We start from the raw sequence: 17,698 nt of genomic DNA, 5'->3' as shown, positions 1-17,698 counted from the left end.
ATTGGGTGAGGCTATCGTAATAACTTCGGGAAAAGGCGGAGTAGGTAAGACAACAACATCTGCGAACCTCGGTACCGCCTTAGCCATTTTAGGGAAGCGCGTATGCTTAGTAGATACTGATATAGGACTGCGCAACCTTGATGTTGTAATGGGTCTTGAAAATAGAATTATTTACGATCTGGTAGACGTTGTAGAGGGCAGATGCAAAATGCATCAGGCGCTCGTAAAAGACAAACGTTTCGATGATCTGCTCTATTTAATGCCCGCTGCTCAAACGAGCGATAAGACAGCTGTTGCTCCTGAACAAATTAAAAACATGGTCCAAGAGCTCAAACAGGAATTTGACTATGTCATCATAGACTGTCCTGCCGGAATCGAGCAAGGGTACAAAAATGCCGTTTCCGGAGCTGATAAAGCGATTGTGGTCACTACGCCTGAAATCTCAGCTGTTCGTGATGCTGACCGTATTATAGGACTGCTGGAGCAAGAGGAAAATATTGAACCGCCGCGGCTCGTTGTAAACAGAATCAGAAATCACCTGATGAAAAACGGTGACACGATGGATATCGATGAAATCGTACAGCATCTGTCGATCGATTTGCTAGGAATCGTGGCTGATGATGATGAAGTCATCAAAGCTTCCAACCATGGTGAACCGATTGCGATGGACCCGAAAAATCGCGCTTCCATTGCATATCGCAATATTGCCCGCCGCATCTTAGGTGAATCTGTTCCTTTACAGGTGCTTGAAGAGCAAAACAAAGGAATGATGGCTAAGATTAAGTCATTTTTCGGAGTAAGATCTTAATGTGATAGAATCAAAGAGAAGAATCTGACAAAGCATATGCTGTGTCAGGTTTTTTGTTTTTGCCTGCTTTGTTCTTGACTAAACCGAATATTTGCCATGGACAAGACATATGATGTACAAACCCAACGAATGCAAAGGATGATGGCAATGAGTCACAGAGCAGATGAAATCAGAAAACGATTAGAGAAAAGAAGAAAGCAGCTTTCCGGCTCAAAACGTTTCTCTACTCAGACAGTTTCTGAAAAGCAGAAACCCCCGTCCTGGGTGATGGTAACGGATCAGGAAAAGCATGGAACACTTCCGGTCTACGAAGATAACATGCCAACATTCAACGGAAAACACCCATTGGTGAAAACAGATTCAATTATCCTGAAATGTCTTCTGTCGGCCTGCCTTGTTCTCGTTTCAGCTATAGCCTATAAAACAAACATTGGACCCGTCAGTCAGATTAAACCCGCCGTAGCCAAAACCTTTGAAACTGAATTTCAATTTGCCTCAGCAAGCCATTGGTTCGAAACCAAATTCGGAAATCCGCTTGCTTTCCTGGCTCCTGAACACAAAAATAAGGAACAGCAAATTGAAGTAGGCAAAGATCTGATCGCGCCTGCATCTGGGAAAGTACAGCAGGATTTTCAGGACAATGGGGAAGGAATTAAAGTCGAAACAAGCAGCGATAAGATTGATAGTGTAAAAGAAGGCTATGTGGTTGAAGTCAGCAAAGACAGCCAGACGGGACTGACGGTTAAGGTGCAGCATGCTGACAACACCTATAGTATCTATGGCGAGCTCAAAGATGTGGATGTTGCTTTATATGATTTTGTGGATAAAGGCAAAAAGCTCGGTTCGATTAAGCTTGATGATCATAATAAAGGGGTCTATTATTTTGCCATGAAAGACGGCGATAAATTTATTGATCCGATTCAGGTGATTACATTTGAATAAATGGCTCGACCTTATCTTAAAGATCCATGTGCATCCTTTTCTTTGGATTATCGCGGCGCTGGGCTTGCTCACAGGCCATATGAAAGCATTATTATGTCTGCTCCTGATTGTATTGATTCATGAGCTGGGGCATGCTGCTCTGGCCGTATTTTTTTCTTGGAGAATCAAGCGTGTTTTTTTGCTGCCGTTTGGGGGAACGGTCGAAGTGGAAGAGCACGGGAATCGGCCGTTAAAGGAAGAGTTTGCAGTCATTATTGCCGGCCCTCTTCAGCACATCTGGCTTCAGTTTGCCGCCTGGATGCTTGCAGAAGTCTCAGTGATTCATCAGCATACCTTTGAACTCTTCACCTTTTATAATCTTTCTATCTTATTTGTCAATTTACTGCCGATCTGGCCGCTGGATGGAGGAAAACTGTTATTTTTGTTGTTTTCCAAACAGCTGCCTTTTCAAAAGGCTCACCGGCTTAATCTAAAAACGTCGCTCTGCTTCTGCCTGTTGCTCGGGTGCTGGGTTTTATTCGTGATTCCTCTGCAGATCAGCGCATGGGTTTTGTTTGTCTTTCTGGCTGTTTCCTTGTTTGAGGAATATCGGCAAAGGCACTATATCCATGTGAGATTTCTCCTCGAAAGGTATTACGGAAAAAACAGGGAGCTTGAGAAACTTCTGCCGCTGACAGTAAAGGCGGAGGATAAAGTCTATCATGTGATGGCCGAGTTCAAACGTGGCTGTAAGCATCCGATTATTATAGAAAAATCAGGCCAAAAGCTCAGCCAGCTTGACGAGAATGAAGTGCTGCACGCTTACTTTGCCGATAAGCGGACGAATTCTTCCATGGAGGAACTGCTTCTGCCCTACTAAAACTGATTGACAAACGCCTTGTATTTTGGTATATTTTTTAATGTTATGGATGTAGCACCATTGCTACAACCGCTCAGTACAGGTGTTAAGAGCTTTTACAGCCCCCTGGTATCTGGCGAGTCTTAGTCTAATAGGAGGTGCAGAGAATGTACGCAATCATTAAAACAGGCGGTAAACAAATCAAAGTTGAAGAAGGCCAAACTGTTTACATCGAAAAACTTGCTGCTGAAGCAGGTGAAACAGTTACTTTTGAAGACGTTTTGTTTGTTGGCGGAGACAACGTGAAAGTCGGCAACCCTACAGTTGAAGGCGCAACAGTAACGGCTAAAGTTGAAAAACAAGGCCGCGCGAAAAAAATCACTGTTTTCAGATACAAACCAAAGAAAAACGTTCATAAAAAACAAGGTCATCGTCAGCCTTACACTAAAGTGACGATCGAAAAAATCAACGCGTAAGCATGATTCAGGCAACAATCAGGAGGTCTCATGATAAAGGCATATTGTCTTTTGAAATGACGGGCCATGCGAATTTTGCTGAACATGGACAAGATCTTGTTTGTGCCGGAGTGACAGCCGTTGTGTTTGGAGCCGTTAACGCGGTCATTGTGCTCGCGGGCTTCGAGCCGCTTCTTGATATAGGGGAGGACGGGGGTTATTTTTATTTTGAATTCCCTGAATCTCTTGATCCAGAGGCACGCCAAAAAGCTCAGCTGCTGATTGAAGGCATGATTGTTTCGCTGGAGACAATCGAACGGGATTACAAAGACAACTTGCGTGTGACCACAAACATAATATAGGAGGTGAGCTACATGCTTAGATTAGATCTTCAGTTTTTCGCTTCTAAAAAAGGAGTAGGTTCTACAAAGAACGGACGTGACTCTGAGGCTAAACGTTTAGGTGCTAAACGTGCTGACGGTCAATTCGTAACAGGCGGTTCTATCCTTTACCGTCAACGCGGAACAAAAATTTACCCAGGTGAAAACGTGGGCCGCGGCGGAGATGACACTCTATTTGCGAAAATCGACGGAACTGTTAAATTCGAACGTTTCGGCCGTGACCGCAAAAAAGTGAGCGTATATCCTGTAGCTCAATAATGATTCAAAAAACTCCGGTCGATGATGACTGGAGTTTTTTTTGCAATATGCGGAGTAAACACCTAGAATGAAATGCAGAGTATGTGCGAGCAGACCCCGCCAAGAATGAGAATAAACATCTCAAACCCACTGGATATGTTCCCCAAGCAGTAATACATAAAATGTTCTGCCTGGCTGCAAATCAACCAAAGCCAGAAAAAAGGAACATGATATTTCTGGGAAAAACAATTGTTTTTCTAACAAAGCCTTCTCTGTTATAATTCATAATACACACTTATACAGACTCCTAAATAAGAAATTAAATGATTGGGAGTGCGAAAATGAAGGATGTTTCAAAAAATCAAGAAGAAAATATAAGCGACACGGCATTAACAAACGAACTGATTCATCTGCTTGGCCATTCCCGGCATGATTGGATGAATAAGCTGCAGCTGATTAAAGGAAACTTAAGCTTACAGAAGTATGACCGTGTCTTTGAAATGATTGAAGAAATGGTTATAGACGCAAAGCACGAATCAAAGCTCTCAAACCTGAAAACACCGCATTTGGCGTTTGATTTTCTTACGTTTAATTGGAAAACCCATTATATGACGCTTGAATATGAAGTACTCGGAGAAATTAAGGATTTGTCGGCTTATGATCAAAAGCTGGCGAAACTGATGAGAAAGCTGTTTCATCTGTTTGATCAAGCAGTCAGCAGAGAGAGTGAAAATCATTTAACGGTTTCGCTTCAAACGGATCATCCTGACAGACAGCTGATTCTGTACCTTGATTTTCACGGCGCCTTTGCCGATCCATCTGCTTTTGATGATATTCGGCAGAATGGATATGAGGACGTTGATATCATGCGTTTTGAAATCACGAGTCACGAATGTCTGATTGAAATTGGGTTGGACTAGCGGAGTTTTTAACGGTTTAGAACGGAGGACATTATGTTTGTAGATCAGGTCAAAGTATATGTAAAAGGCGGCGACGGCGGCAACGGTATGGTTGCGTTTCGCCGTGAAAAATATGTGCCGAAAGGCGGCCCTGCCGGCGGTGACGGAGGAAAGGGAGGAGACGTCGTTTTTGAAGTAGATGAAGGTCTCCGCACCCTGATGGATTTTAGATACAAAAAACACTTTAAAGCGATTCGCGGCGAGCATGGCATGTCCAAAAACCAGCACGGGCGAAATGCTGATGATATGGTCATTAAAGTTCCGCCAGGCACCGTTGTGACAGACGATGATACAAAACAGGTCATCGCTGATTTAACAGAGCACGGACAGCGGGCTGTCATTGCAAGAGGCGGAAGAGGCGGAAGAGGGAATAGCCGCTTTGCTACACCGGCTAATCCCGCGCCTCAGCTTTCAGAAAACGGCGAGCCGGGAAAAGAACGCTACATTGTTCTTGAATTAAAAGTGCTTGCAGATGTCGGACTTGTAGGGTTCCCGAGTGTGGGAAAATCTACTTTGCTGTCTGTTGTCTCATCTGCAAAACCGAAAATTGCGGACTATCACTTTACAACGCTTGTCCCGAATCTCGGCATGGTTGAAACGGATGACGGACGCAGCTTTGTCATGGCCGATTTGCCGGGGCTGATTGAAGGCGCACACCAAGGCGTCGGACTGGGCCACCAGTTTTTGCGCCATATTGAACGGACGAGGGTTATTGTTCACGTCATTGACATGTCAGGCTTAGAAGGCCGCGATCCGTATGAGGATTATCTTACGATTAACCAGGAGCTGAGCGAGTACAATCTGCGTCTCACCGAGCGTCCGCAAATTATCGTTGCAAATAAAATGGACATGCCGGAGGCTGCGGAAAATCTCGAAGCCTTTAAAGAAAAGCTGACGGATGATTATCCGGTATTCCCGATCAGTGCGGTGACAAGAGAAGGTCTGCGTGAGCTTCTTTTTGAGGTTGCCAATCAGCTTGAGAACACACCGGAATTCCCGCTGTATGACGAGGAAGAGCTTACACAAAACCGTGTCATGTACACGATGGAAAATGAAGAAGTGCCATTTAACATTACACGCGATCCAGACGGTGTATTTGTGCTTTCAGGAGACAGCCTTGAGCGGTTATTCAAGATGACTGATTTCTCACGTGATGAATCGGTTAAACGGTTTGCAAGACAGATGCGCGGAATGGGTGTTGATGAAGCACTCAGAGAACGCGGAGCCAAGGATGGAGATATAATCAGGCTTCTGGAATTTGAATTTGAATTTATTGATTAATGAATGTTGGCTGAAAAGAGAGCCTGGTGTCAGGCTCTCTATTTTAAAGGGGGGATGCAAATGAAAGAGGAGACATTTTATCTTGTCCGTGAAGATGTATTGCCCGATGCAATGAGAAAAACATTAGAAGTCAAAAAGCTGCTTGATCGAAAAAAAGCAGATTCAGTAGCAGATGCCGTTCAAAAGGTCGATTTAAGCAGAAGTGCGTTTTATAAATACAGGGATGCTGTTTTTCCATTCTACACCATGGTAAAAGAACAAATTATCACACTTTTCTTTCATTTAGAGGATAGGTCAGGTGCGTTATCTCAGCTTCTTCAGGCGGTAGCTGATTCTGGAAGCAACGTTCTTTCCATTCATCAGACCATTCCGCTTCAAGGCAGAGCAAATGTGACACTGTCTATCAGTACGTCGGCAATGGAAGAAGACATTCATACATTAATGAATAAGCTCAGGAAGTTTGATTTTGTAGAAAAGGTTGAAATATTAGGTTCAGGTGCATAAGGGAGAGAAAATCGTCATGAAAGTCGGTTATTTAGGTCCAGCAGCTACATTTACACATCTAGCAGTCAGTTCTTGTTTTCAAAACGGCGCCGAACATGTTGCTTACCGCACCATTCCGGAGTGTATAGATGCAGCCGTTGCAGGCGAAGTTGATTTTGCTTTTGTTCCTTTGGAAAATGCATTAGAAGGATCTGTTAATCTAACAATAGACTATTTAATACATGAACAGCCTTTGCCAATCGTGGGTGAAATGACGTTGCCGATTCATCAGCACTTGCTCGTCCATCCCTCTAGAGAGAATGCATGGAAAGAGCTCGACAAAATTTACTCGCATTCACACGCGATTGCGCAATGCCATAAATTTCTTCATCGACATTTTCCTTCCGTTCCATATGAATACGCCAATTCTACCGGGGCGGCAGCAAAGTTTGTCAGTGACCATCCCGAGCTGAATATCGGGGTCATTGCCAATGATATGGCAGCTTCTACATACGAATTAAAAATCGTGAAACGGGATATACAGGACTATAGGGACAATCATACAAGATTTGTTATCCTGTCTCCTGATGAAAACATATCTTTTGAAGTGAATTCAAAATTGAGTTCTAGGCCCAAAACGACCTTAATGGTCATGCTGCCGCAGGATGATCAGTCCGGGGCGCTGCATAGAGTGCTGTCTGCATTTTCTTGGAGAAATTTAAACTTGTCAAAAATTGAGTCACGTCCGACTAAAACCGGATTAGGTCATTATTTCTTTATTATTGATATTGAGAAAGCGTTTGATGATGTATTGATTCCAGGGGCCATGCAGGAGCTTGAAGCACTCGGCTGCAAAGTGAGGCTTCTGGGTGCATACCAGTCTTACCAATTATAAAAAAAGCCCACTAGAGGGCTTTTTTTAGTCTTTAATTAAAATGCCGGCTTCTTCGAGGGCTTGGCAGGCTTGATCGATGCGATGTTCATCAGGTGCTGTCAGTGTATGCAGGTGCACGCCGTCGGTCAGCTGTGATAAGTAGGCAGCATTCGTAGAATTGATTTTTTTGATGAAATGGCTAACTTCTTTCCGGGTGCCTACTTGGATGGCTGCAGTTAAATCTCCGTATACGGGATGCTCGATTTTTACGTCTTTTACTGTAACGCCTTCGTCGACGATGAGCTGCAGTTCCTCTTCTGTCCGTTCAGGACCGTGCAGACATGCTATGATTCTTTCTGCCTGCTGGTGCTGCTGAGCGGCTGCATCCATGTATACATATCCTTGGCTTGTGGCGATAATCGGTACATTTTTCGCTTTCAAGAGCGATATATCCTGTACAATAACCTGTCTTGAGACGTTCGCTTTTTTTGCGAGTTCTCCTCCTGTCAGCGGTGATTTAGATTCCTTCAGCCACAGAAGAAGCTGGTCACGCCTGTTGGCGCCCATTAGCTTTAATTCTTCGGTCAATATCAAATTCTCCTTTCTTTTGTTCCCAAAGCACTGTAAACGTATGTAATAACTGTTCCAGCTGTTCAGCTGTTGTATGCCTGCCAAAAGAGATGCGGATAAATTGCAGAGCTTCTTGTTCGGTTTTTCTTAATGCTTTCATTGTTTCAGACGGACCGTGGTAACCTGCAGAACAAGCGCTGCCGGTTGAAATGCAAATATTACTCCGATTACATTCTAACATAACATATTGTCCTTCAAATGAGTGAAAAAAACACCCTATAATATGCGGAAGACATTCTGCTTTCGAAGTGTCTGCTGCAAGGGTTACAGGGAGAGACCGAATACGGATTTGGTCTAGAAAGTATGTTCTTAATGCCTCATTGCGGGATATCTGTTTTTCCATTTCGCTTACGATCAATTCTGCAGCGGCAGTGAAGGCACCGATCCCGGGAACATTTACGGTGCCGGCTCTGAATCCGTATTCGTGAGTAGTCAGAGGATAAACGGGTTTCCAAGGGACATCCGGACGGATATAGACCGCCCCTACTCCTTTTGGACCGTGGATTTTATGGCTGGACATTGAGAGTGCATCTACTCCCAGATTTTTTGTATTGATCGGGATCTTTCCAAACGTTTGAACAGCGTCGCAATGAAGAAGAATCCCCTTATTGTGCAGGTATGAAGACAGGCGTTGAATGGGCTGAATGATCCCGGTTTCAGAATTTGCATGCTGAATAGATACAAGGCCTGTTTCCGGCCGGATATGGGCTAGTAATATTTCCTCGGTAATAAGCCCGTATTCATTCGGTTCAATGACTGTTACATCATATCCCTGCTGTTCCAAAAAAGCAGCGCAATTATGAATGGACTGATGCTCCATGGCAGTCATAATAAAATGTCTTTTCGTTTTTGGCAGGCCGTTTAGCAATGATTGAATGGCCAGAAAATTGGATTCAGTGCCGCCGCTTGTAAAATAGATGCCGCTTGCTTCTCCGCCAATGATGTTGGCGATTTTTTCACGGCAGTACTCCAGTATGTGCTTTGCTTTTCCTCCTGCATCATGCAGGCTGCTGGCATTTCCGTACATATCCATACTAAGCTTCTGATATACAGTAAGGGCTTCCTCACAAATAGGGGTTGTCGCTGCATAATCTAAATAAATCATCCGGTCTTCCTCCATCCGTTCTCCATAAAAAACTCTTGAGTTTATTTTATCCTTGTGTAAATATAGGTGTCAAGACAGGTGTAAACAACAGGAGGATGGCATATGTCTAAAAAGACGATTGCAGTTATCGGTTCAGGGGCGGCGGCACTTTCCTTAGCTGCAGCTTTCCCGCCCTCATACGAAGTGACTGTTATCACAAAAAAAAGCGTCAAAAACAGCAATTCTGTCTATGCACAAGGCGGGATTGCTGCGGCCTATGCAAAAGATGACTCGATTGAAGCCCATCTGGAGGATACGTTATACGCAGGGTGCGGCCATAATAATCTAGCTATTGCAGCAGACGTATTACATGATGGGAAAATGATGGTTCAAAGCCTATTGGAGCGTGGATTTCCATTCGACCGCAATGAACGAGGCGGTGTTTGTCTTGGAAGAGAAGGGGCCCACTCATACAACCGCATATTTCATGCTGGCGGAGACGCAACAGGCAGGCTGCTTATCAATTATTTGCTCAAACGGATCAACAGCAAAATCAAGTTAATCGAGAATGAAATGGCAGCAGATTTGCTTATAGAGGACGGACGATGTATCGGCGTCATGACAAAAGACAGCAAAGGGCGGCTCAAGGTAAGGCACGCAGACGAAGTTGTGCTGGCTGCCGGCGGCTGTGGAAACCTGTTTCTTCACCATACGAATGATCTCACTGTCACAGGTGACGGTCTTTCTCTGGCTTACCGGGCCGGGGCGGAATTAACGGATTTGGAGTTTACTCAGTTTCACCCGACACTGCTTGTGAAAAATGGTGTTTCCTACGGGCTTGTTTCAGAAGCTGTCAGAGGGGAAGGCGGATGTTTAGTAGACGAAAACGGCCGCAGGATTATGGCTGAACGGCATCCCTTAGGTGACCTGGCTCCAAGAGATATTGTCTCACGGGTTATTCACGAAGAAATGGCAAAAGGAAATCGCGTTTATATAGACTTCAGTGCGATTTCTGATTTTGAAACGCGTTTCCCTACCATCACCGCTATTTGTGAAAAAGCAGGGGTTGATATCCACAGCGGAAAAATTCCTGTTGCTCCGGGAATGCATTTCTTAATGGGAGGTGTTTCAGTTAATCGCTGGGGAGAAACGACAGTGCCGGGGCTTTATGCGATTGGCGAGACAGCATGCTCCGGTTTACATGGAGCAAACCGGCTTGCAAGCAATTCTTTATTGGAAGCGCTGGTATTTGGAAAAAGGGCAGCAGAGCATATTATCCAAAAACCGGTTTATAACAGGCAATATCAATCAGGGCTAGAAACCAGTGTCGTCTACGAGGTGCCGGATATAGAGGTGTATGAACTGCAAAGCAAAATGACAAGCCACATGTCTATTTTGCGGGAACAAAGCAGTTTGATTGAGCTTAGCATCTGGCTTCATACGCTGCCTTTTCAGGAAGTGAATGTGAAGGATATCACAATTCGGCAGATGGAGCTTTCTCATCTATGGCAAACTGCAAAGCTGATGACGTTTTCTGCGCTTTTGCGGGAGGAAAGCAGAGGGGCTCACTTCCGCACCGATTTTCCTCATGCTGAGGTGAGCTGGCAAGGAAGACAAATTGTCCATACAAAAAAAGGAACGAAGATCAGAAAAAACGAGGGGATTTGGAACAATGAATCATTTACAGCTGAAAAAATTACTGAATCACTTTTTTCTTGAGGATATTGGGACAGGGGATCTTACATCGCAGTCTATTTTTGGAGAACAGAGCTGTGAAGCGGAGATTGTTGCAAAGTCAGAGGGTATTTTTGCAGGAGCAGCGATCATAAAAGAAGGCTTTTCGTTATTGGACGAAAATGTTCGAATCATTTTACACAAAAAAGATGGGGACATGTTGCATAAAGGTGAAGTGATTGCCGAGTTACACGGTCCCGCAGCTGCGCTCCTTTCAGGAGAGCGGGTCGTATTAAATCTTATTCAGAGGCTGTCAGGAATTGCGACAATGACAAGAGAGGCTGTTCGGTGTCTGGATGATGAACAGATTAAAATTTGTGACACGAGAAAAACAACACCGGGGCTCAGAATGCTGGAGAAATATGCTGTCAGAGCCGGCGGCGGGTATAATCATCGATTCGGTTTGTATGACGGCATCATGATTAAAGATAATCATATCGCAGCATGCGGCTCTATTTTAGAGGCATGCAAAAAAGCCCGTCAGGCCGCAGGGCACATGGTAAATATCGAGGTGGAAATTGAAACGGAGGGACAGCTGCGGGAAGCAATTGCAGCTGGCGCGGATGTTATTATGTTTGACAACTGTCCGCCTGATACGGTCCGTCATTTTGCAAAGCTCACACCGGATCATATAAAAACTGAAGCCTCCGGCGGGATTACGTTAGAATCTTTGCCTGCTTTTAAAGGGACGGGTGTGAATTATATTTCATTAGGATTTCTGACTCATTCCGTCAAAAGTTTAGATATCAGCATGGATGTTACGTTATCAAATGAATCTGTGGAGGAATGCCGTTATGTCAATTCTTGATGTGATCAAACAATCGAATGATATGATGCCCGAAAGTTATAAAGAACTATCGAGAAAGGATATGGAAACGCGCGTTGCCGCCATTAAGAAAAAGTTCAGCAGCAGGCTCTTTATACCAGGCCATCATTATCAAAAGGATGAAGTGATACAATTTGCTGACCAAACAGGCGACTCCCTGCAATTGGCCCAAGTAGCGGAAAAAAACAAAGAAGCGGATTATATCGTATTTTGCGGCGTTCACTTTATGGCAGAAACCGCCGATATGCTGACAAGCGAGCAGCAAACGGTTGTCCTGCCAGATATGAGAGCAGGATGTTCTATGGCTGACATGGCTGACATGCAGCAGACCAATAGGGCATGGAAGAAGCTTCAGCATATATTTGGAGATACGATCATACCTTTAACTTATGTGAACTCCACTGCGGAGATCAAGGCATTCGTCGGAAAACATGGCGGAGCAACTGTGACTTCTTCGAATGCGAAAAAAGTGCTTGAATGGGCGTTTACACAGAAAAAAAGAATTTTATTTTTGCCTGATCAGCATTTAGGGAGAAATACGGCTTATGATCTGGGCATTGCGCTTGAAGATATGGCTGTGTGGGACCCGATAAAAGATGAATTAGTAGCTGAATCCGGGTATACGAATGTGAAAGTGATTTTGTGGAAAGGGCATTGCTCTGTTCACGAGAAATTCACCACTAAAAATATCCTTGATATGAGAGAGCGAGACCCCGACATTCAGATCATTGTGCACCCGGAATGTTCACACGAAGTCGTGACACTAAGCGATGATAACGGATCAACGAAATATATTATCGACACAATCAACCAGGCTCCGGCGGGAAGCAAGTGGGCAATCGGGACAGAAATGAATCTTGTTCAGCGGATCATTCACGAGCATCCAGATAAACAAATCGAATCACTTAACCCTGACATGTGCCCTTGCCTGACAATGAACCGAATTGATTTGCCGCATTTGTTGTGGTCGCTGGAACAAATTGAAAAAGGAGAACCTTCAGGCGTCATCAAAGTGCCAAAAGCCATTCAGGAAGATGCACTCCTTGCCCTGAATCGAATGCTTTCGATCACGTAGATCAGAAATATTTTCCCTTCCTTTACTCATAACTTCTTTTGTTCAGGCATATGTTGTGAAGAAACATATTGTAATCACAGCTGAACTGTTCACGTTTTGCATAGGAGGGGAAAACGTTGAAAATCCATATCGTTCAAAAAGGTGATTCGCTCTGGAAAATAGCTGAAAAGTACGGAGTCGATGTTGAGGAAGTGAAAAAACTCAATACACAGCTTAGCAATCCAGACTTAATCATGCCTGGAATGAAAATAAAAGTGCCGTCAGAAGGAGTGCCGGTCAGAAAAGAGCCAAAAGCGGGCAAAAGTCCTGCGGCCGGGAGTGTGAAGCAAGAACATCCATATGCGAAAGAGAAGCCTAAATCCGTTGTCGATGTAGAAGACACAAAGCCGAAAGAAAAAAAGTCCATGCCGTATGTCCCGCCGATGCCTAATTTGCAGGAAAATGTGTACCCTGAAGCTGATGTGAACGATTATTATGATATGAAACAGCTTTTCCAGCCTTGGTCGCCTCCTAAACCGGAGGAGCCGAAAAAACATCATGACGGAAATATGGATCATATGTATCATATGCAAGACCAATTTCCACAACAGGAGGCTATGAGTAATATGGAAAATGCAAATTATCCGAATATGCCTAATATGCCAAAGGCGCCAGAGGTAGGCGGTGTAGAAGAGGAAAACGTTCATCACACAGTTCCGAATATGCCGATGCCGGCTGTTCAGCCTTATTATCATTATCCGGCTCATTTCGTACCGTGTCCGGTGCCTGTTTCGCCAATTCTTCCAGGATCAGGATTATGCTATCCGTACTATCCGGCACAAGCTTATCCAATGCATCCGATGCATGGATACCAGCCAGGCTTTGTATCGCCTCAGTATGACCCGGGTTATGAAAACCAGCATCATGAAAACACCCATCACGGACATTACGGTTCATACGGTGCGCCGCAATACGCATCTCCGGCTTATGGATCTCCGTATGGACATATGCCGTATGGCCCTTATTACGGCACTCCCCAAGTAATGGGAGCATACCAGCCTGCTGCGGCTCATGGTTACATGCCATACAAAGATCATGACGACTGCGGCTGTGACGGTGATCATCAGCCATATTTCTCTGCGCCTGGCCATTCGGGAATGGGAGCTTATGGAAGCCCTAATATGCCATATGGCACAGCTAACCCAAATCCAAACCCATATTCGGCAGGAGTTTCTATGCCAATGACGAATCAGCCTTCTGTAAACCAAATGTTTGGCCGGCCGGAAGAAGAAAATGAGTGATCGTTCGGAACGATGTAAATCGTTCCTTTTTTTATTTTCAAGCTGATCACTGCCAAATGGAGAGAACTGACACGCTTAACATGCCCCCCATACGCACATGATAAAAGCGAGCAAACATGCTCAATTCGTCCACGGGGGGTTTTTCCATTGGGTAAAAAAATGACGATCGCTAGCCTGATTATAATGACAGCCGGCTTAACAGCATGCGGAGCAAACGATAATGCTATGAATGATACGCGCAATAACGGCAATACCCGTCCAATCGGATATTATACAAATGAAAATGACGCCGATAGACAGGGAGACGGAATCGACCACGATGGTCCTGTTTCTGAATTAATGGAGGATCAGAACGACGGTAACCGAAACACCACGAATGTAAATAACCGTGACCGTGTTACTGCTGACGATCGTGTTCCTTTGGCAACTGACGGAACATATAACAACACGAATAACCGAAACATGAATCGGAATGCAGCGAACAACGGGTATGACAACCAAGAAAACAGAAGACTGGCTGCAAAAATTGCCAACCGTGTGAAACAAGTGAAAAACGTCAATGACACACAAGTTATGGTATCGGATGACCGAGTAGTTATCGCAGTCAAAAGCCACAGAGAGTTCACAAAGTCTGACAGAGATAATGTCGTAAAAGCAGCGCGCAACTATGCAAATGGCCGTGACGTCCAGGTATCAACAGATAAAGGGCTGTTCAGAAAACTTCATAAAATGAACAACCGCTAGGAAGGAAGGGCTGCCGGAAGTGATATTCGGCAGCCTTTTTCTTTGCATCAGCGAACAATTCCCATTAAAGTGTACATAGAAAATGTAAAAGGAGGTGAAAACATGGCAGGCCATTCCAAGTGGAAAAACATTCAAAAAAGAAAAAATGCACAGGATGCAAAGCGCGGGAAAATATTTATGAAGCTTGCAAAAGAAATCTATGTCGCAGCGAAAGAAGGCGGAGCGGATCCAGAAGCAAATTCAGCATTGCGTCTTGTCATCGAAAAAGCAAAAGGCGCCAATATGCCGAATGAAAATATAGATCGGGCCATTAAAAAAGCTGCGGGAGGCCAAGACGGAAGCAGCTATGAAGAAATCACCTATGAAGGCTACGGCCCTTCAGGGATTGCCGTCATGGTTGAATGCGTAACAGATAATAAAAACCGAACGGCGTCAAATGTGCGGACAGCCTTTAATAAAAATGGCGGAAGTCTGGGAGAAAGCGGATGTGTAGCCTTTTTATTTGAACGAAAGGGGTTCATTACGATAGACCGTACTGAACGGCAAATAGAAGAAGATGAGCTCATGCTTGATGTGCTTGAAGCAGGAGGAGAAGAGCTGCGAATTGAAGAAGACCTATATGAGGTGTTCACAGAGCCTGAGCATTTTGAAGAGGTGAAAACAGCCCTCGAATCGAAATATCCAATTTCTTCGGCGGAGGTGACCATGCTTCCCAATACCTATGCAGATGCCGATGATCAGGCTGTTGAGAAGCTGGAAACATTAATAGACATCCTTGAAGATGACGATGATGTTCAAGAAGTGTATACAAACTATCGCTCATAAAAAACCGGCACGATGTAATATCGGGCCGGTTTTAGTATGTTCAGGAGACACGTTCACTATCATGAGTGTATTCTTTCTCCCAGAAATCAGCGTTTTTGATACCCAGCGCTTTTGGATCAAAGACCGGGTCTAAGCCCTGCTTCTTTTGGCGCTCATAATCCTTTAAAGCAAGAAGCGCCGGCTTGGCCAGCAGCACAATGGCAATGACGTTCAGCCATACCATAATGCCAAGCCCTGCATCCCCTAATGCCCAAGCAAGTGAAGCTGTTTTCACAGTACCATAGAACGTGGCGGCTAAAATAATCAGTTTTAAGCCAAGCATCGCCCATTTGCTTTCTCTGCCTCGTGCTAAATAGGCGATATTTGTTTCTGCGATGTAGTAATACGCCATAATTGTTGTAAAAGCGAAGAAGAATAAAGCGATGGCAACAAAGCCTGCACCGAATCCGGGAAGAACACTGTCAATTGCCGCTTGTGTGAAACCAGGTCCTGCTTCTACGCCTTTAAGCTGGTGAACGATAAAGGAACCATCTGCAGCCTGGGTATTGTACATGCCGGTAAACAAGATCATGAAAGCTGTAGCGGAACATACAAACAAGGTGTCAATATAAACAGAAAATGCCTGAACCAGTCCCTGCTTGACCGGATGAGAAACCTCTGCAGCGGCTGCCGGATGCGGGCCTGTTCCCTGGCCGGCTTCGTTTGAGTAAATGCCACGTTTAACGCCCCAGGAAATCGCCATGCCGATCAAGCCGCCAAAAGCGGAATCCAATGCAAAGGCGCTTTTGAATATTAATGAGATCACAGCAGGCAATTCAGACACATTCATGACAATAATAATCAAAGACAGCAGGATATATCCAATTGCCATAAATGGAACAATCATTTGCGCCGCATTGGCAATTCGTTTGACGCCGCCAAAAATAATGAACCCTAATAATAAAACCAGACCACACCCTGTGACGAAAGGAGAGATGCCGAATGCATTTTGGATCCCAGCCGCAATGGAGTTGGACTGTACGCCCGGCATTAGAAAGGCCATTGCAATAAGGGCAGCAGCGGCAAATAAGACGGCAAACCACTTAATGCCTAAGCCTTTTTCTATATAATAAGCAGGGCCGCCCCGATATTGACCGTCTTGTTTCACTTTGTAAATTTGAGCAAGCGTTGATTCTACAAAGGCACTCGCCGCCCCGATAAAGGCAATCGCCCACATCCAGAACACCGCACCGGGTCCGCCGAATGCAATTGCTGTCGCCACTCCCGCGATGTTTCCTGTGCCCACACGGCCGGACAGCGCAATCGATAACGCTTGGAAAGATGAAACGCCGGCTTCAGAGCTCTTGCCTTTGAACATCTGAACAATCATTTCTTTTAAATGTCGGACTTGTAAAAAACGGGTCATAATTGAAAAGGCGAATCCAATTCCCAATAAAATATAAATGACGGGCGTACTCCATAAGACCGCATTCAAACTAGCAACAAAATCTGCCATCAAGCTTCCCCCTCACTTCAAATTCGAATACATGTATAAAAAGGATTTTGGTCTAATCGAACTATTTCTACAATCGATTTGTCACATTATATGACCTGTAATTATCAATAAGAAGAGGAAGGGAAAAAGAAAAAACGCGGCGTATCGACTACGCTGCGTTTTTCTACAGAGGCAAACTTATGGCAATTGTTATAAAATCTTTCAGCAACAAATAGCCTAGTTCAGTCAAACCGTATATAAAGGATAAAGCAATCACAAAATGATTGAAATGCTTGTCATCATTTGTTCCGTTCATCTTATTCATGTTTCATCACCTCACTGACGCCTGCGGCGGTTCTTCACGGATCCAATGATCATCTTTTCGCCAATCATACGTTTCACCAGTATCAAGATGTAAAGTCTGATTGCCGATTTTCACTGTATTGTGATTGATCCACGTCACTGCTGGGCGGCTGTCCGGGTAATTCCAGTAGATTGTTCTCTTGACAAGTGTTTTTTCATTTACAAGTTCACCTCTGGCTGCATCTAAGCTCAAGGTGTTTTCGGATACATAAGTGTTTAACGTATAGCTGCCGTCCGGCGATTCAACCGATTGGACGAGATTGCCTTTCGGAACGTTTTTTAGTGAAAATAACATCCAATAGATGGCGCCGCCGAAGAAGACCAGCAGGGCAAACATAATAAGCGGGATGTTGCTGCGTGTCTTAATGTGACTCTCTCCCTTTTT

22 protein-coding genes and 1 other annotated feature are annotated in these 17,698 nt (G+C 44.5%); of the genes, 16 read left to right on the top strand and 6 right to left on the bottom strand.

The annotated features are described in order from the left end of the window. Position 1 precedes the first annotated feature (1 nt). From minD to rpmA, 6 genes are all read left to right on the top strand, one after another. Positions 2–808: a septum site-determining protein MinD gene (gene minD, locus M1D65_RS13600; RefSeq protein WP_004398624.1), complete on the top strand. Its 807-nt coding sequence runs from the start codon at positions 2–4 to the stop codon at positions 806–808. Positions 809–955: 147 nt separating this feature from the next. Next, positions 956–1,750 carry a stage IV sporulation protein SpoIVFA gene (gene spoIVFA / locus M1D65_RS13595; protein WP_029727118.1) on the top strand — a complete coding sequence of 265 codons (795 nt, stop codon included), beginning with the start codon at positions 956–958 and terminating at the stop codon, positions 1,748–1,750. After that, entirely contained in the window at positions 1,743–2,609 is an 867-nt protein-coding gene (gene spoIVFB, locus M1D65_RS13590) for a stage IV sporulation intramembrane metalloprotease SpoIVFB (RefSeq protein ID WP_004398649.1), read from the top strand. The genes spoIVFA and spoIVFB overlap by 8 nt, the downstream gene beginning before the upstream one ends. A 57-nt stretch (positions 2,610–2,666) precedes the next feature. Beyond that, positions 2,667–2,742, top strand: a sequence feature (ribosomal protein L21 leader region). 13 nt (positions 2,743–2,755) lie between these two features. Then, complete coding sequence (rplU, locus tag M1D65_RS13585; protein ID WP_003229668.1) at positions 2,756–3,064, top strand: 50S ribosomal protein L21; 309 nt, start codon at positions 2,756–2,758, stop codon at positions 3,062–3,064. A 2-nt stretch (positions 3,065–3,066) separates the two neighbouring features. Further along, positions 3,067–3,405 carry a ribosomal-processing cysteine protease Prp gene (locus M1D65_RS13580; RefSeq protein WP_003229669.1) on the top strand — a complete coding sequence of 113 codons (339 nt, stop codon included), beginning with the start codon at positions 3,067–3,069 and terminating at the stop codon, positions 3,403–3,405. A gap of 12 nt (positions 3,406–3,417) precedes the next feature. Further along, complete coding sequence (gene rpmA / locus M1D65_RS13575; protein WP_003222623.1) at positions 3,418–3,702, top strand: 50S ribosomal protein L27; 285 nt, start codon at positions 3,418–3,420, stop codon at positions 3,700–3,702. 120 nt (positions 3,703–3,822) lie between these two features. Here the strand turns inward: rpmA and M1D65_RS13570 are convergent, their stop codons facing one another. Further along, positions 3,823–3,945: a hypothetical protein gene (locus tag M1D65_RS13570; RefSeq protein ID WP_003229671.1), complete on the bottom strand. Its 123-nt coding sequence runs from the start codon at positions 3,943–3,945 to the stop codon at positions 3,823–3,825. 77 nt (positions 3,946–4,022) lie between these two features. Here M1D65_RS13570 and spo0B point away from each other — a divergent pair, with 77 nt between their 5' ends. From spo0B to pheA, 4 genes are read left to right on the top strand one after another with little or no spacing between them, the layout of a single operon-like run. Then, the gene (gene spo0B, locus M1D65_RS13565; RefSeq protein ID WP_004399131.1) at positions 4,023–4,601 is read left to right on the top strand and encodes a sporulation initiation phosphotransferase Sop0B; all 579 of its coding nucleotides are present in this window, start codon (positions 4,023–4,025) and stop codon (positions 4,599–4,601) included. A gap of 33 nt (positions 4,602–4,634) precedes the next feature. Next, positions 4,635–5,921 (top strand): GTPase ObgE, encoded by a 1,287-nt coding sequence (gene obgE / locus M1D65_RS13560; RefSeq protein WP_003229675.1) that lies wholly within the window; start codon positions 4,635–4,637, stop codon positions 5,919–5,921. A gap of 60 nt (positions 5,922–5,981) precedes the next feature. Continuing rightward, on the top strand, positions 5,982–6,425 hold the full coding sequence (gene thrR, locus M1D65_RS13555; protein ID WP_003222630.1) for a transcriptional regulator ThrR: 444 nt from the start codon (positions 5,982–5,984) through the stop codon (positions 6,423–6,425). Between the two features lie 16 nt (positions 6,426–6,441). Next, a complete protein-coding gene (gene pheA / locus M1D65_RS13550) occupies positions 6,442–7,299 on the top strand; it encodes a prephenate dehydratase (protein ID WP_004398512.1) in 858 nt (285 codons plus the stop codon). A gap of 24 nt (positions 7,300–7,323) precedes the next feature. Here pheA and M1D65_RS13545 read toward each other — a convergent pair whose 3' ends face one another. Together M1D65_RS13545 and nifS are read right to left on the bottom strand one after the other, a co-directional pair. Next, complete coding sequence (locus M1D65_RS13545) at positions 7,324–7,866, bottom strand: transcription repressor NadR (protein WP_004398582.1); 543 nt, start codon at positions 7,864–7,866, stop codon at positions 7,324–7,326. After that, entirely contained in the window at positions 7,826–9,013 is a 1,188-nt protein-coding gene (gene nifS / locus M1D65_RS13540; protein WP_049141068.1) for a cysteine desulfurase NifS, read from the bottom strand. The genes M1D65_RS13545 and nifS overlap by 41 nt, the downstream gene beginning before the upstream one ends. 102 nt (positions 9,014–9,115) lie before the next feature. On the opposite strand from nifS, the gene nadB reads away from it, so the two are divergent. The 6 genes from nadB to M1D65_RS13510 all read left to right on the top strand — a co-directional run bounded on the left by nadB (position 9,116) and on the right by M1D65_RS13510 (position 15,476). Then, the gene (gene nadB / locus M1D65_RS13535; protein WP_064670974.1) at positions 9,116–10,711 is read left to right on the top strand and encodes an L-aspartate oxidase; all 1,596 of its coding nucleotides are present in this window, start codon (positions 9,116–9,118) and stop codon (positions 10,709–10,711) included. Then, positions 10,665–11,534, top strand: a complete 870-nt coding sequence (nadC, locus tag M1D65_RS13530; RefSeq protein ID WP_014480448.1) for a carboxylating nicotinate-nucleotide diphosphorylase — start codon at positions 10,665–10,667, stop codon at positions 11,532–11,534. Before nadB ends, nadC begins: the two co-directional genes overlap by 47 nt. Then, a complete protein-coding gene (gene nadA, locus M1D65_RS13525) occupies positions 11,521–12,627 on the top strand; it encodes a quinolinate synthase NadA (protein ID WP_049141070.1) in 1,107 nt (368 codons plus the stop codon). Before nadC ends, nadA begins: the two co-directional genes overlap by 14 nt. A gap of 116 nt (positions 12,628–12,743) precedes the next feature. Further along, positions 12,744–13,907, top strand: coding sequence for a spore coat assembly protein SafA (safA, locus tag M1D65_RS13520; protein WP_032722261.1), 1,164 nt, complete (start codon positions 12,744–12,746; stop codon positions 13,905–13,907). A 147-nt stretch (positions 13,908–14,054) separates the two neighbouring features. Next, positions 14,055–14,651 (top strand): spore germination protein SgpA, encoded by a 597-nt coding sequence (sgpA, locus tag M1D65_RS13515; protein WP_124048043.1) that lies wholly within the window; start codon positions 14,055–14,057, stop codon positions 14,649–14,651. Between the two features lie 102 nt (positions 14,652–14,753). After that, entirely contained in the window at positions 14,754–15,476 is a 723-nt protein-coding gene (locus M1D65_RS13510; RefSeq protein ID WP_041339264.1) for a YebC/PmpR family DNA-binding transcriptional regulator, read from the top strand. Positions 15,477–15,516: 40 nt separating this feature from the next. Here M1D65_RS13510 and M1D65_RS13505 read toward each other — a convergent pair whose 3' ends face one another. The 3 genes from M1D65_RS13505 to M1D65_RS13495 form a co-directional block, all read right to left on the bottom strand. Continuing rightward, entirely contained in the window at positions 15,517–16,971 is a 1,455-nt protein-coding gene (locus M1D65_RS13505; RefSeq protein ID WP_041850175.1) for an alanine/glycine:cation symporter family protein, read from the bottom strand. A 163-nt stretch (positions 16,972–17,134) separates the two neighbouring features. After that, positions 17,135–17,275 (bottom strand): hypothetical protein, encoded by a 141-nt coding sequence (locus tag M1D65_RS13500; RefSeq protein ID WP_029727127.1) that lies wholly within the window; start codon positions 17,273–17,275, stop codon positions 17,135–17,137. 6 nt (positions 17,276–17,281) lie between these two features. Then, positions 17,282–17,608 carry a DUF5412 family protein gene (locus M1D65_RS13495; protein ID WP_181021371.1) on the bottom strand — a complete coding sequence of 109 codons (327 nt, stop codon included), beginning with the start codon at positions 17,606–17,608 and terminating at the stop codon, positions 17,282–17,284. Between the last annotated feature and the right edge of the window lie 90 nt (positions 17,609–17,698).

The sequence above is a fragment of the Bacillus sp. JZ39 genome (assembly GCF_053903145.1).
Note: the sequence above shows the minus strand (reverse complement) of the source record. Positions and strands in the feature narration are given on the sequence as shown.